At 72.4% G+C, this 13325-nt stretch carries 10 protein-coding genes; 3 read left to right on the top strand and 7 right to left on the bottom strand.

From position 1 onward, the window contains the following. Window positions 1-19: 19 nt before the first annotated feature. Both J2X46_RS11450 and J2X46_RS11445 read right to left on the bottom strand, forming a co-directional pair. Window positions 20-1711 (bottom strand): sulfatase-like hydrolase/transferase, encoded by a 1692-nt coding sequence (locus J2X46_RS11450; protein ID WP_310250336.1) that lies wholly within the window; start codon window positions 1709-1711, stop codon window positions 20-22. Window positions 1712-1935: 224 nt separating this feature from the next. Further along, a complete protein-coding gene (locus J2X46_RS11445) occupies window positions 1936-3870 on the bottom strand; it encodes a chorismate-binding protein (protein WP_310250335.1) in 1935 nt (644 codons plus the stop codon). A gap of 98 nt (window positions 3871-3968) precedes the next feature. On the opposite strand from J2X46_RS11445, the gene J2X46_RS11440 reads away from it, so the two are divergent. Next, the gene (locus J2X46_RS11440) at window positions 3969-4907 is read left to right on the top strand and encodes a DMT family transporter (RefSeq protein WP_310250334.1); all 939 of its coding nucleotides are present in this window, start codon (window positions 3969-3971) and stop codon (window positions 4905-4907) included. Window positions 4908-5035: 128 nt separating this feature from the next. On the opposite strand, the gene J2X46_RS11435 is transcribed toward J2X46_RS11440, so the two are convergent. The 5 genes from J2X46_RS11435 to J2X46_RS11415 all read right to left on the bottom strand — a co-directional run bounded on the left by J2X46_RS11435 (window position 5036) and on the right by J2X46_RS11415 (window position 10783). Then, window positions 5036-5860 carry a hypothetical protein gene (locus tag J2X46_RS11435; protein WP_310250333.1) on the bottom strand — a complete coding sequence of 275 codons (825 nt, stop codon included), beginning with the start codon at window positions 5858-5860 and terminating at the stop codon, window positions 5036-5038. 82 nt (window positions 5861-5942) lie between these two features. Further along, complete coding sequence (locus J2X46_RS11430) at window positions 5943-8120, bottom strand: UvrD-helicase domain-containing protein (RefSeq protein WP_310250332.1); 2178 nt, start codon at window positions 8118-8120, stop codon at window positions 5943-5945. Window positions 8121-8530: 410 nt separating this feature from the next. Further along, on the bottom strand, window positions 8531-9232 hold the full coding sequence (locus J2X46_RS11425) for an SDR family NAD(P)-dependent oxidoreductase (protein ID WP_310250331.1): 702 nt from the start codon (window positions 9230-9232) through the stop codon (window positions 8531-8533). After that, on the bottom strand, window positions 9229-9957 hold the full coding sequence (locus tag J2X46_RS11420) for an SDR family NAD(P)-dependent oxidoreductase (RefSeq protein ID WP_310250330.1): 729 nt from the start codon (window positions 9955-9957) through the stop codon (window positions 9229-9231). The genes J2X46_RS11425 and J2X46_RS11420 overlap by 4 nt, the downstream gene beginning before the upstream one ends. 67 nt (window positions 9958-10024) lie before the next feature. Further along, entirely contained in the window at window positions 10025-10783 is a 759-nt protein-coding gene (locus J2X46_RS11415; RefSeq protein ID WP_310250329.1) for an enoyl-CoA hydratase-related protein, read from the bottom strand. 161 nt (window positions 10784-10944) lie between these two features. On the opposite strand from J2X46_RS11415, the gene J2X46_RS11410 reads away from it, so the two are divergent. Together J2X46_RS11410 and J2X46_RS11405 are read left to right on the top strand one after the other, a co-directional pair. Further along, a complete protein-coding gene (locus J2X46_RS11410; RefSeq protein ID WP_310250328.1) occupies window positions 10945-12486 on the top strand; it encodes a molybdopterin-dependent oxidoreductase in 1542 nt (513 codons plus the stop codon). A gap of 151 nt (window positions 12487-12637) precedes the next feature. Beyond that, complete coding sequence (locus J2X46_RS11405; RefSeq protein WP_310250327.1) at window positions 12638-13291, top strand: fasciclin domain-containing protein; 654 nt, start codon at window positions 12638-12640, stop codon at window positions 13289-13291. Window positions 13292-13325: the final 34 nt, after the last annotated feature.

Genomic DNA, 13325 nt, shown 5'->3' with positions numbered 1-13325 from the left:
AGGCTACTCACTGACGGGCCTACTGCGTCAGGAGTCGACACGCCTCCGAGACCGCCTGATCGGCCTTCTCGCGGCACCCGTCGAAGGCGTTCAGCTTCGCCTTCAGCAGCGCCACCTCCTGGCGCCGCTTCGGCTGGGTGAAGGTGTTGCGCTTCTCGAAGCGGCTCTGCCGGTAGCTGTAGAACTCGTAGCCCCACTTCGTCTTGCCCGGGCGCGGGTCGAGGTCGAAGCGCGCAAGCAGCGCGGTCCGGCTCCGCACCGCGGTGAACGACGGGATCCGGTCGAGCTCCGAGCCGGTGAAGGGCGCGTCGGGGTCGCCGCCGGTGAGCGTCTGCTGGGTGTGCTCGAGGAAGGCGTAGGAGCGTCGCACCAGCTTCGGCTGGGCGAAGGTCGGCGCGAGCGAGGCGCCGCTGCGGTAGGCCGGGGCCGGGAGACCGGCGAGCTCCTCGAAGGTCGGTCCGAGGTCGATGTTGCTGGCGACCTCGCGACGCTTGCCGGGCACCACGCCCGGGCCGGTGACCAGCAGCGGCACGCGCACGTCGGTGTCGTACGGCGTCCCCTTGCCGCGGGCCATGCCGTTCTGGCCGAGGTGGAAGCCGTTGTCGGAGGTGAGCACGACGTAGGTGTCGGGGCCGACGGACTTGAGGATCTTCGACACGAGCCGGTCGGCGGACTGCGCCATCCGCGCGCGGTCGCGCAGGTCGCGCACCGCGACCGCCGAGGGCAGGGTGGCGGAGGTGTTCCAGGCGCGCAGCTTCTTGCCCTTCGCGCTCCGCGGCACGTTGTCGGCGCGCCCGTCGCCGTAGCCGGGGAGGTCGGCGACGGTGAGCTTGCTGCACGCCACCCGGCCGCAGCTGCGCTCGCCCGTGCGGTCGCGGAACATCGGCGGGAAGAGCGGGTCGCCGGGGTAGTGGCCCTGCGGCTGCGTGCGGTTGTGCGGGGCGTAGACCGCGACCTCGAGGAAGTACGGCGCGTCGGCCGCCTCGCCCTTGGCCAGGAAGTCCATCGCCAGGTCGCCGATCACCGTGCCGGCGTACGCCTTGTCCTTGGCCGCGTTGCTCGCCGACGCCGGCGGCGCGGGGTGGTCCTGGATCTGGAGGCGGCCGTCGGTGACCGTGGTGCTGGTGAAGTCCCAGCCGTCGTAGGCGGAGCCGAAGACAGTGTTGAAGGTCGACCAGCCCGGCACGACGGGCGGCAGCGCGCGGCCCGGCACCCACTCGTACTCGTTGAGGAACTTGCCCACGAAGCCGGTCGTGTAGCCCGCCTCCTGGAGCCGCACGTTGAACGACCGCTCGGGGTTGCCATGGGTGTCGAAGGCCGGCCAGCCGCCGAGCATCGAGGTGCCGTTGTTGGACGTATTGGTGCGTACGCCGGTCTGGTGGGGGTACTGGCCGGTGAAGAAGCTCGACCGCGAGACGCAGCACAGCGAGTCGGTCACGAACGAGTACGGGTAGCTCGCACCGGTCTTGCGCATCTTCTGCACCGACCGCATCGTCTGGACGAGGTCCATCGAGAAGTCGTCGAGCATGACCACGACGATGTTGGGCTGCCCGGCCTTCCGGGCCGCCGGCTGCAGGTCCGCGACAGGCGCGGCGCGGCCGGTCTCGCGCGGCGGGCGCACGTCGTCGCCCGTCGTTGTAGGGCCGGTGCCGCCGCAGGCCACCAGCCCGAGCAGGCACACGCCTGCCAGCGCTCGCTTCAGATGTCGCACGTCTCCCCCGTCATGTCCCGAGCCGGCCTACACAGGGTGACGTCACGGACACCGGATCGGTTGCATCCCGCGCCGCATCAATGTCGACCGTTTGACTCGACTTTAGCCCATCGCCACCGCTGGTTGAGCAGCGAGCGAGGCGAGCGTGTCGAAACCACGACCGAGCAAAGGGGGGTTTCGAGGCTCGTCGCTGGCGCTCCTCACACCTCAACCACCAGGAGGGGTCAGGTCAGCAGGTCGCGCACGGCGCGGTGGAGGAGGTCGTACCCGTTCTCGGTGAGGATCGACTCGGCGTGGAACTGGATGCCGCGGTAGTGCGGGCCGGTGATCGCGTGGATGTCGCCGGTGGCCTCGTCGGCCTCCACGACGACCCCCTCGGGCAGGGAGCCGTCGGACGGCACCCGGCCGACGAAGGTGTTGTAGAAGCCCACGCGCTCGGTGCGGCCGTCGAGCCGGACCGGCGACTGCGTGCCCTGGAAGACGACGTCCTTGTAGCCGAGGTCGAGCCCGAGCCGCTGGCACAGCGTCTGGTGGCCCAGGCACACTGCGAGGAACCGCTGGCCCGAGGCGAGCAGGTCGTCGACGGCGCGGCGGAACGACGCGATCTTGGGGTGGTCGCCCTCGCGCGGGTCGCCCGGGCCGGGGCCGACGATCACCAGGTCGGCGCCGTCGAAGGCGCCGGTCGCGTAGTCCTCGTGGCGCACCACCCGCGACGTCATGCCGAAGACGCCGAGCACGTGGACGAGCATGTTGACGAAGTCGTCCTCGCCGTGCAGGATCACGACGCTCTTGCCGGCCAGCCCGGGGTCGGCGGGCTCGCCGGCCTGGTCGGTCAGCCAGAAGCGCGAGAGCCGCTGGTTGCGACCGCCCAGCGCCAGTACGACGTCCTCGTCGCGCGCGAGGTCGGCGATGTCGGTGCCGTCGGAGCCGGCGGCCGGCGCGAGCCCGAAGGCGCTGAGGATGCCGCCCGCCTTGGCGCGCGTCTCGGCCACCTCGTAGGCCGCGTCGGAGTCGCGCACCAGCGTGGCGCCGGCGGTCACCTTGAGCTCACCGGACGGCGAGACGTCGGCCGTGCGGATCAGGATCGGGCTGTCCATCGTGGGCGTGCCGTCGGGCGCGCGGCCGAAGAGCGCGAGCGCGGCGCCGTAGTAGCCGCGCCCCTCGGGCTCGTAGTCGGCGATCAGCCGGCAGGCGTTCTCGACCGGCGCGCCGGTGACGGTCGCGGCGAACATCGTGTCGCGCAGGATCTCGCGGTGGTCGCGGTGGGAGCGGCCAGCGAGGAGGTACTCCGTGTGGATGAGGTGCGTCATCGGCTTGAGGAACGGCCCGAGCACCTGGCCACCCTCGTGGCAGATGTCGCACATCATCTTCAGCTCCTCGTCGACGACCATGAAGAGCTCGAAGATCTCCTTCTCGTCGGCCAGGAAGTCCAGAAGCCGGTTTTTCAAGCTGGTCGAGTAGGCGTCGCGAGGAACGAGTGACGGCGTATCGAGACCCGCCCGCTCGGCGACGCGGAAGGTGCCCGAGATCGGGTTCATCCGGACGTCGCCCTGCCGCACCGACACGTGCCGCTCGGGGCTGGCGCCGATGAGGAACCGCTCGCCGGTGAAGAAGCAGAAGGTCCAGTACGCCCCGCGCTCGCGCTCCATGAGCCGGCGCAGGACGGTGAGCGCCTTCGTGGCGTCCCAGTCGGCGACGACCGCGCGGTAGTGGCGACCGATGACGAGGTTGGCGCCCTCGCCCTGCCCGATCTCGTCGCGGATGATCGCCTCGACGACCTCGCCGTAGTCGTCGTCGTCGGTCGCGAAGCCGCCGCGGTCGGCGAACTCGACCGGCACGTCGGGCAGCGCGGCGAGCAGGTCGTCGACGCCCACCTCGTGCTCGGCCTCGATGTCGACGACGGTCAGCGGGGTGCCGTCGTCGATCGCGGCGAACCCGCGCTCGCTCACCTGGCGGAACGGCACGGCGACCAGACGGTCGGCGCTGCGCCCGGGCTCCGGCGTACCGGTCTCGAGGGGGATGTCGAGCAGGCTGGCCACTTCGTGCGGGGTGCCGCCGATGAGGCCTGCGGTGGGTGCGGCCTTGCGCCGGATGACCGCCCACGCACCGAACCCCTGGATCTGCTCCAGGAGGTCTCGGACAGGCGTGGTCTCGGTCATGGCCGAAACCCTACGGCGGGCGGCCGGCCGCCCGGCCGGGTGTCTCAGCCCACCACGGCGATCCACATCTGCGGTCGGGCGCTGACAGACTCCGGCTCATGAGCGAGGGGTCGCGGTCCCACCTGCGCGGCCTCGTCGAGGTCGCGGCCGCCAGCGTGCTCTGGGGCACCGGTGGGCTCGCCGTGCAGCTGATCCGTGAGCACGACGACCTCTCCCCCGTGACGATCAGCGCGTGGCGGATGGCCCTCGCCGCCGCCGTCCTGCTGGTCGCCCTCCTCGTCGCGCGTCGAGGGCGCGAGCTGGTCGACCTCGCCCTGTCACAGCCGCGCCAGCTGCTCGCCGTCGGCGCCGGCACCGCGGCCTACCAGGGTCTCTACTTCGTCTCGGTCACGCAGGTCGGGGTGGCCGTCTCGACCGTGGTCAGCCTCGGCCTCGCGCCGGTGCTCCTGACGGTCGCGGAATCCGTACGCCACCGCCGCGCCCCCGCATCCAGCCGCCTGGCCGTGCTCGTCGCGGCACTCACCGGGCTGGTGCTCGTCAGCGTCGCGGGCCACGAGTCCTCGACCGGCCCCGCCCCGGTCATGGGCGTCGTGCTCGCCATCGCGTCCGGGACGACGTACGCCCTGACGACCGTGGCCGGCGGCTCCATCAGCCGTACGTCGTCGCCGCTGGTGCTGACGAGCGGCATGACCCTGGTCGGGGCTGCCGTGCTGCTGCCGTGCCTCGCGTTCGTCGACGGCGCCCGCGGGACCACCGACGTCGCAGCCCTGGCGTGGCTGCTCTACCTCGGCGTGCTGACGATGGCGCTCGCCTACGTCCTCCTCTACTCCGGCCTCCGCGTCGTCGCACCGAGCACCGCGGTGACTGCTTCGCTGATCGAGCCGGTGACCGCCGCGGTGGTCGCTGCCGTCGTGCTCCACGAGGCGCTGGGCCCGGCGGCCGTGGTCGGGATCCTGCTCGTGCTCGGCGCTGTCGCCGGCCTCGGCCGCCCGAGCGCCGCGGCCGGTCCGGTCCTGCCCGACCCGGAGGTGGACTGAGGGCGCCTCGCAGGGGAGCCTCCAGCGACAGTGCGGTGCTGGTGACGTGGATGGCGCGTCACCAGGACCACACAGTGGAGGGAATCACCGGATATCCGGTGAATCCCCAGGCGGGCCGGGAGGGAGACCTACGGGTACTTGACCTCGACGGTGACCCAGTCGACGAGCATGCTCTGGCGGGTGCCGCCGGGGACGGCGTACTGGGGGAGGACGTCCTTGTTGGAGAGCCGGAGCTGGAAGGGGGCGGCGTTGCCGGGGACGCGGCGGGCGTCGGGGGTGGAGCTGATGTCGTACGGGCGGTTGCCGGCGGTGTCGCTGGCGGAGAACTGCACCGTGTCGCCGCCGATGGTGAAGTCGGCGGAGTAGCGCCAGAAGGTGGACCAGGGCTCGGAGCCGGCCGGGAAGGTCTGGGTGACCGGGATGGTCTCCGGCGGCCGGCCGGTCGAGGCGCACGCGTTGATCGCGGTCTCGGGCTGGTCGTCGTAGCAGATGTGCGTGGCGAGCTGGGCGCCCGCGGGCTTGAGCGGGCCGTAGCTCTCGATCACGTCGACCTCGCGCGGGTCGATGCCGTTGGGGTGCTGCACCCAGAAGGCGGCGTAGTTGCTGCCGGTGTCGGGCATCAGGAGGGCGGCGGTGACCCGCACCTCCGTGCCGGCGGGCAGGGTCCAGCCGGTGTTGGTGCGGATCTGCGAGAGGTGGCCGACCTCGAGCTGGCCGAGACCGTTCTGCGCCGCGCCGTTGGTGAAGAGCATGTTGTGCCACTGCTCGGGCCACACACCGGCCGGCCCGTCGAAGCCGTCGTAGAAGACCGTCTCCCAGCCCCAGGTGGGGTCCGGGTCGGAGTCGGCGGAGTCACCCGACGCGAGGCCCGCCTGGGCAGGGCTGCCGTGCGCGAGGACCAGCGTCAGGAGCGCCACGAGGAGGCCGAGGGGGCGCGTGAGCGGGGACATCACCCTCCCGAAGTGTGCGAGCTGACCTGACCGTGAGTCCGAGATGCTACGTGCCGCGACCAACAACGGCGTGAATCCACGCGGGTCAGCCGACCGTGGTCAGCAGCTGCGTCGCACGCGTGAGCACGACGTAGAGCGTGGCCCGGCCGGTGGCCGACTCGTCCTCGATCTCCTGCGGGGAGACCACGACGATGCCGTCGAACTCGAGACCCTTGGTGTCGAGCCCGGTGAGTACGACGATGCGGTCCTCGCCGCTCGGCGTGACGCTCGAGTCGACGGCCGCGCGGGCACCTGCCGCGTCGTCGGCGTGCTCGGGCCACGACGCCAGCCAGGCGTTGACCTCCGAGCGCCGGGCGACCGGCACCACGATGCCGACCGTGCCCTCGACGCGGTCGGAGATCGCCGTGACCGCGGAGCGCACCGCGCCCTCGAGGTCGTCGACCGGGCCGACGACGAGGGGTTCCTCGCCCGTGCGTCGTACGGCGTCGGGAAGGTCGGCGTCGAGGCCGACCCGGCGGGCGTAGTCGGCGGCGAAGGCGTAGATCTCGGCCGAGTTGCGGTAGTTGGTGGAGAGGTGGAACTCGTGGAGCTCCTTGCCCTCCAGCGCCTCCGCGCGGGCCGCGGCGGCCTCGGGGGCGTCGGGCCACGAGGACTGCGCGGGGTCGCCGACGATCGTCCAGCTCGCGGTGCGGCCACGGCGCCCGACCATCCGCCACTGCATCGGCGTGAGGTCCTGCGCCTCGTCGATCAGGACGTGGGCGTAGCCGTCGTCCTCGATGCGGTGCGTGGGTGGGGCCCACTGGCGCCCGCCCGGGGCGTACTCCCGCTCGGAGATGGTGGTCAGCTCCTGGAGGTCGACGCCGCCCTCGAGGAGGCCGGTCTCGTCGAGGTCGCGCTCGTCGTCGGTGCGCTGCGGCACGTCGCCGAGGGCGTAGCGCAGCTCGTCGAGCAGCGGCACGTCCTCGATGGAGAGGTCGCCGGACGACCACGACTTCAGGAGCAGCAGCTGCTCCTCGCGGGTCACCACACCCTCGCCGACGCGGGCGAGGAAGTCGGGCTCGCGCAGCCAGCCGAAGACGGTCTGCGCGTCGAGCGGCGGCCACCACGCGGAGGCGAACTCGACGAAGCCCTCGTGGCCGAGCATGTCGTCGTCGAAGGCCTCGCGGCCGCGCTCCTTGCCGCGCTCGCCGGTGACCTGGCGCCACATCGCGTCGAGCAGGGTCTTGGCCACGCGGGGGAGCTGGCGGTTGCGGCGGCCCTGCGACATCAGCTGGCGGCGCAGCCGGCCGAGCAGGCCGGGGTCGAGCACGATCGTCTCGTCGCGCCAGTAGATGCGGAAGCTGGTGGGCGCGCCGGGCGCGTGCTGGCGCGCGGTGCGGCGCAGCAGCTCGGCCATCTTCGTGGCGCCCTTGACGTCGGCGACCGCCGGCTCGTCGTGGCGCGTCGCGCGGACGCCGCCGACGACCTCACCGAGCGAGCGCAGCGCGACGGCGGTCTCGCCGAGGCTCGGGAGCACGCGCTCGATGTAGCGCATGAAGACACCGCTCGGGCCGACGACGAGCACGCCGCCGCCCTCGTAGCGACGACGGTCGGAGTAGAGCAGGAAGGCCGCGCGGTGCAGCGCGACGACGGTCTTGCCGGTGCCGGGGCCGCCGGAGATCGACACGACGCCCTTGCCGGGCGCGCGGATCGCCTTGTCCTGCTCGGCCTGGATGGTGGCGACGATGGAGTGCATCGAGCGGTCGCGGGCGCGGGAGAGCTGCGCCATCAGCGCGCCCTCGCCGACGATCGGGAGGTCGGTCTCGGCCTCCTGGTCGAGCAGCTCGTCCTCGACACCGATGACGGTGCGGTGCAGCGAGCGCAGGACCCGACGTCGTACGACGCCCTGCGGGGTCGCGGCGGTGGCCTGGTAGAACACGCCGGCGGCCGGCGCGCGCCAGTCGATCAGCAGCACGTCGCGGTCCTCGTTGCGCACGCCGATGCGGCCGATGTAGCGCGGCAGCGCGTCGATGGACGGGTCGAGGTCGAGCCGGCCGAAGACCAGCCCCTCGTGCGCGGCGTCGAGCTGCGCGATCCGCTTGGCGGCCTGGAAGACCATCGCGTCGCGCTCGACGAGACCGCCCTCGTGCTCCAGCTTGCCGCGGCTGTGTCCCTCTGCCGCGAGCGCCTTCGCACTCCGGGTGGACGCCTCGAGCTGGACGTAGACCTCGTCGACGTACTGCTGCTCCGCCGCGATCTCCCGCGCCTCGAGCTCCTCGCTCACACCTGCTCCTCATCCCCCGAACCACTGCTGCCCGTTCCCGGCGGGCAGGACCGTCAAGCGTACCGGCGGACCTACCGGACCGCCGACTTACCGGAAATCCGTGGAACCCGACCTGTCACGGACCCGTCCGCTTGGATGGGAGCAGGAGGTCGGGTGGACGAGCAGACGCGGGCGGTACGACGCTGGGCCGCCGGGGCCGTGGCCGTGCTGGTCGTGCTCGGCGCGGTCTTCCTCGTGCCCCGCCTCACAGCCGGCGACGAGCCGCCTGCACCCTGGCCCTCGACCCGACGCAGTGCGCCACGCTCAGCGCGGCGGTGGGCACGCCGCCGGTCGACACCTACCTCGGCCTCGCCACCACCGAGCTCGTGCGGAGCGTCGCGCGCAGCCGGCCGTGAGGTCGGCGCCCGGGGTCACGCGAAGTCCCCGGCGCCGACGTCCAGCTGCCCGACGGCCAGGGCGTCCACGATCCGGGCCGCCACGAGATGCGGGGCGAGGCCCTGCGGGAGCCGGGGCGCGACGCCGGACAGCGGTCGTCCCGCCAGGCCGGTCTCGGTGTGCGGCGGCCGGACGTCGTACACCTGCACGCCGTGTCGCCGCAGCTCGAGGCGCAGGGCCGTCGCCGACGCACTGAGGGCGGCCTTGCTCGCGGAGTAGGCAGCCATCCCCGCCATCGGCCGCTCGGCGACCACGGCGCTCACCTGCAGCACGAAGCCGCCGGACTCCTCGAGGAGCGGCAGGAGGCGCCGGAGGAGGAAGAGCGGACCAATCACGTTGGTGAGGAACAGCTCCTCCACCACGATGTCCGGGGTGTCGGCCAGCGGCCCGAAGGCGACGACCCCGGCCGCGTTGACCACTCCGTCGAGCCCGCCCAGGTGCTCGCGGGCCGCGGCTGCCACCGCGGTGCCTGCGGCTGCGTCACCGACGTCCGCCTCCACCGGTACGCCGACGTCGAGGGTCGCGAGCCGGTCGGGGTCCCGGCCCACGACCAGCAGGCGCGAGCCGCGGCGGGCGAGCTCCTCGGCGACCAGGGAGCCGAGCACCCCGGTGGCGCCGACGACGGCGATGCGGGCACCGTCGAGGTCGCGCCCGGCGCCGGTCTGCGCGGCACTCACCACGGGAGGGGCTCGCCGTCGCGGGTGAAGGTGCCGGTCGGGCCGTCGTCGGGGAGCAGCGCAGCGGCGACCACGCTGCGGGCGCCGTCGGGCACCGGTCGAGCGCCCATCGCCTCCATCCCGGGAGCCGTGGCGGTGAGCCCGGGGTCGACGGCGTTGACCAGCACGCCCGACGGCCGCAGCTCGGTCGCCAGCTTCACGGTGAGCGCGTGCAGCGCCGCCTTCGAGACGGCATAGCTGGCCGAGGCGGGGTTGGTCGGCAGCCCGAACTGCGGGTCGCCGTGGGAGCCCGACCCGCTGCCCACGTTGACGATCCGGGACGAGCCGGCCCGCGCGAGGGCCGGCAGGAGCGCCTGGACGACCCGCCACGCGCCGAAGAGGTTGGTGTCCATCACCGCGCGCGCCTGCTCGAGGTCGGCGGTCGTCGCGGTCTCGGTCCAGTCGGCGAAGGCCGCGGCGTTGTTGACGAGGACGGTGAGCGCGCGGAAGCCGAGCGCGTCGACGAGGGCGGCGACGCTGTCGGGGTCGCCGATGTCGAGCGCGATCGCGGTGGCGTCGTGGCCCTCCGCGACGAGCGCGTCGGCGTGGGCCTGCGCCGCGGCCCCGTCACGGGCGGTCACCACGACGGCGTACCCCGCCTCGGCGAGCTGGCGGGCGACCTCGGCGCCGATGCCGCGGGCGGCACCGGTGACCAGGGCGAGCGGGCGGGCGGCGTCGATCGCCATGACGGTCTCCTCGGGTAGGGTTCAGTCCCTTCTCGCCCCCGAGCCGCCCCGTGGATGCAGCCCCGCGCTACTTCTTCCGCGAGAGGAAGGCCGTCATCGCCTCGCGCGCCTCGTCGCTGGCGAAGAGCCGGGCGCTGGTGGTGGCCATCTCGTCGCCCAGCACGTCGATGCGCGCGACCAGGTCGCCGTTGAGGATCCGCTTGGACTCGCGCAGCCCCTGCGGCGCGCCGGTGGCGAGGCTGGCGCAGATCGCGGCGACCTCCTCGTCGAGGCGCTCGGCCGGCACGGACTTCGTGACCAGTCCGTACGCCGCTGCCTCGGCGCCGGTGAACACCTCGCCGCCGAGCGTGGTGAGCGACGCGGCGCGCGGGTTCATCCGGTGGTGGACGGTGAGGCTGATGATCGCGGCGGCCAGGCCGAGCTTGACCTCGGTGAGGGCGAAGGTCGCGTCGTCGGCGCTGACCGCGATGTCGGCGGCGGCGACGATGCCGATGCCGCCGGCCCGCACCGCACCGAGGTTCTTGGTCACGACGGGCTTCTCGAGCGTGACGATCAGCCGCTGCAGGTCGACGATGCGACGGGCGCCGACCTCCATGCCCTCGGTGGTCGCCTCGGAGAGGTCCGCACCGGAGCAGAAGACCTTGCCGGAGCTCTCGATGAGCACCGCACGCACCTCGTCGTCGGCTCCCGCGCGCTCGAGGTGGCCGAACAGCTCGGTCACCAGCTGGCGGCTCAGCGCGTTGCGGTTGGCCGGGCTGTCGAGGGTGATCGTCGCGACGGCGTCGGACACGGCGTAGTGGACCAGCTCTGCGGGGGCGTCGGTCATGGGGGCATCCTGCCGCACCCCCGTGCGTAGTCCAGTGGCCAGTGGTCGTCCCGGCGGGGTAGTCCAGTGGCGAGTGGTCGTCCGGACGGCCTCCCGACAACCATTGGCCACTGGACTACCCCGAGACCGATCCGAAGACCCCGCGGCTCCGAACACCACCCATGGAGACCTCCGCCCCGACGTCCAGGTGGCACCTGGCCCGCCACGGCGCCTATGGCGTGCTCGCCACGCTCGTCGGGCTGGCGGCCGCGCACCTCGTCGCGGCCCTGACCGTGCCCGCCGCCTCACCCGTTCTGGCGGTCGGCTCGACGGTCATCGACCTGACGCCGACGCCGCTCAAGGAGTTCGCGATCCGGCAGTTCGGCACGAACGACAAGCTGGTGCTGGTCGGCTCGGTCACCGTCGTGGTGCTGCTGCTCGCGGCCGCCGCCGGGATCGTCGCCGCGCGGCGCCCGACGGCCGGGCTGCTCGTCGTCGTCGGCCTGGCCGCCGTCGCCGGCGTGCTCGCGATCACCCGTCCGAGCGCTGGTCCGCTCGACCTCCTACCTGCCCTGGTCGCAGCGGTCGCCGCGTCCGCCTCCTTGGCGTGGCTGCACCGCCTCGACGACCGGGGTTCCGATGGACCTCCCTCGGGAGAGGCAGGTCCGACCCGGCGCGGGGTCGTGCTGGCGACCGGTGGCCTGGCCGCGGCCGCGCTGACCATGGGGGCAGCCGGCCGCTGGGTGACGTCGTACCGCCTGCGCGGGACCGACGTCACCCTGCCGACCGCCGCCGACCCCGCGCCGTCGTTCCCGCAGGGCCTGGAGGAGATGTACGACGGCATCACCCCGCTGCGCACCCCCGCGGGCGAGTTCTACCGCGTCGACACCCGGCTCACCCTCCCGACCGTGGACGCCGAGTCCTGGACGCTGACCATCGACGGCGACGTGGAGCGGGAGGTCACGCTGACCTTCGACGACCTCGCCGGGATGCAGACCATCGAGCGCGACATCACCCTCACGTGCGTCTCCAACGAGGTCGGCGGCCCCTACGTCGGCGGCGCCCGCTGGCTCGGCGTACCTCTGGTCGACGTGCTGGCGAAGGCCGGCATCGACGCGACGAAGGCCGACCAGATCCTCTCGACCGACGTCGACGGGATGACCATCTCGACGCCGCTGAAGGTCGCCACCGACGGCCGCGACGCGATGCTCGCCATCGGCATGAACGGCGGCCCGTTGCCGCGCGAGCACGGCTTCCCGGTGCGGATGGTCGTGCCGGGCCTCTACGGCTTCGTCAGCGCGTGCAAGTGGATCACCCGCATGACCCTGACGACGTACGACGCCCAGCAGGCGTACTGGACCGACCGGGACTGGGCGATCGACGCCCCCATCAAGATCTCCAGCCGCATCGACACCCCGAAGCCCCTGTCCGAGACCTCGTCCGGGAAGGTCGTCATCGGCGGCATCGCCTGGGCGCAGCACGTCGGCATCGACAAGGTCGAGGTCCGCATCGACGGCGAGGCGTGGAAGCCCGCCCAGCTGGGGCCGCAGGTCAACGACGACTACTGGAGGCAGTGGTTCTTCGAGTGGGACGCCGAGCCCGGCCAGCACTTCATCTCCTGCCGCGCGACCAACAAGGACGGCGACGTGCAGACGCCTGCGCGGATGACCCCCTTCCCGGAGGGCTCCAGCGGCCTCCAGGAGATCTCCGTGTCGATCACCTGACACCTACCCCCTCCTGCCCGAGCGGTGAGTGACCTATGTCACTCATCGCTCGAGCAGATTTCGGGGAAATCGACCCATCCGCTCGGAGAGCCGCACCGAACACCCCATGACAGACGGGCACCTGAGCCCAACCCCACGAAAGGGCACAGTCATGAAGCGCACCATCCTGAACCGCTCGATCGGGCTCGCCGCGATCGCTCTCACCGCCTCGATGGGCCTCACCGCCTGCGGTGGCGACGACACCAGCTCGACCGCCTCCGACGACACCACGTCGTCCTCGACCCCGTCGGAGTCCCCGATGGAGTCGGAGTCGCCCTCCGAGGAGCCGATGGCCGACGGCCCGTTCGGCCCCGCCTGCGCCGACGTCCCCACCTCCGGTGAGGGCTCCGTCGAGGGCATGGCCGACGACCCGGTCGCGACCGCCGCCTCCAACAACCCGCTCCTCAAGACGCTGGTCGCCGCCGTCACCCAGGCCGGCCTGGTCGACACGCTCAACTCGGCGCAGGACATCACCGTCTTCGCCCCGACCGACGAGGCGTTCGCCAAGATCCCGAAGAAGGACCTCAACGCCCTCCTCAAGGACAAGAAGGCGCTCACCACCGTGCTCACGCACCACGTGGTGTCGGGTCGCCTCACCCCGGAGGACGTGGCCGGCGAGCACGAGACGCTCGCGAAGGACATGATCACCGTGGAGGGCTCGGGTGAGGACTTCACCGCCGAGGGCGCCAACGTCGTGTGCGGCAACGTGCAGGTCGCCAACGCCAACGTGTACCTCATCGACTCGGTGATGATGCCGAAGATGTGACTCGTCCCCTCGACGATCACTACGCAAGGATGCT

The sequence above is a fragment of the Nocardioides sp. BE266 genome (genome assembly GCF_031457855.1).
Classification (GTDB): Bacteria; Actinomycetota; Actinomycetes; order Propionibacteriales; family Nocardioidaceae; genus Nocardioides.
This window is presented reverse-complemented; position numbering and strand designations above follow the sequence as displayed.

Excerpts from the sequence above, each read along its gene's own strand:
- J2X46_RS11410 (WP_310250328.1), top strand. The coding sequence starts at position 10,945 with ATGGAGACCTCCGCCCCGACGTCCAGGTGGCACCTGGCCCGCCACGGC.
- J2X46_RS11440 (WP_310250334.1), top strand. The coding sequence starts at position 3,969 with ATGAGCGAGGGGTCGCGGTCCCACCTGCGCGGCCTCGTCGAGGTCGCG.
- J2X46_RS11445 (WP_310250335.1), bottom strand. The coding sequence starts at position 3,870 with ATGACCGAGACCACGCCTGTCCGAGACCTCCTGGAGCAGATCCAGGGG.
- J2X46_RS11415 (WP_310250329.1), bottom strand. The coding sequence starts at position 10,783 with ATGACCGACGCCCCCGCAGAGCTGGTCCACTACGCCGTGTCCGACGCC.
- J2X46_RS11420 (WP_310250330.1), bottom strand. The coding sequence starts at position 9,957 with ATGGCGATCGACGCCGCCCGCCCGCTCGCCCTGGTCACCGGTGCCGCC.
- J2X46_RS11405 (WP_310250327.1), top strand. The coding sequence starts at position 12,638 with ATGAAGCGCACCATCCTGAACCGCTCGATCGGGCTCGCCGCGATCGCT.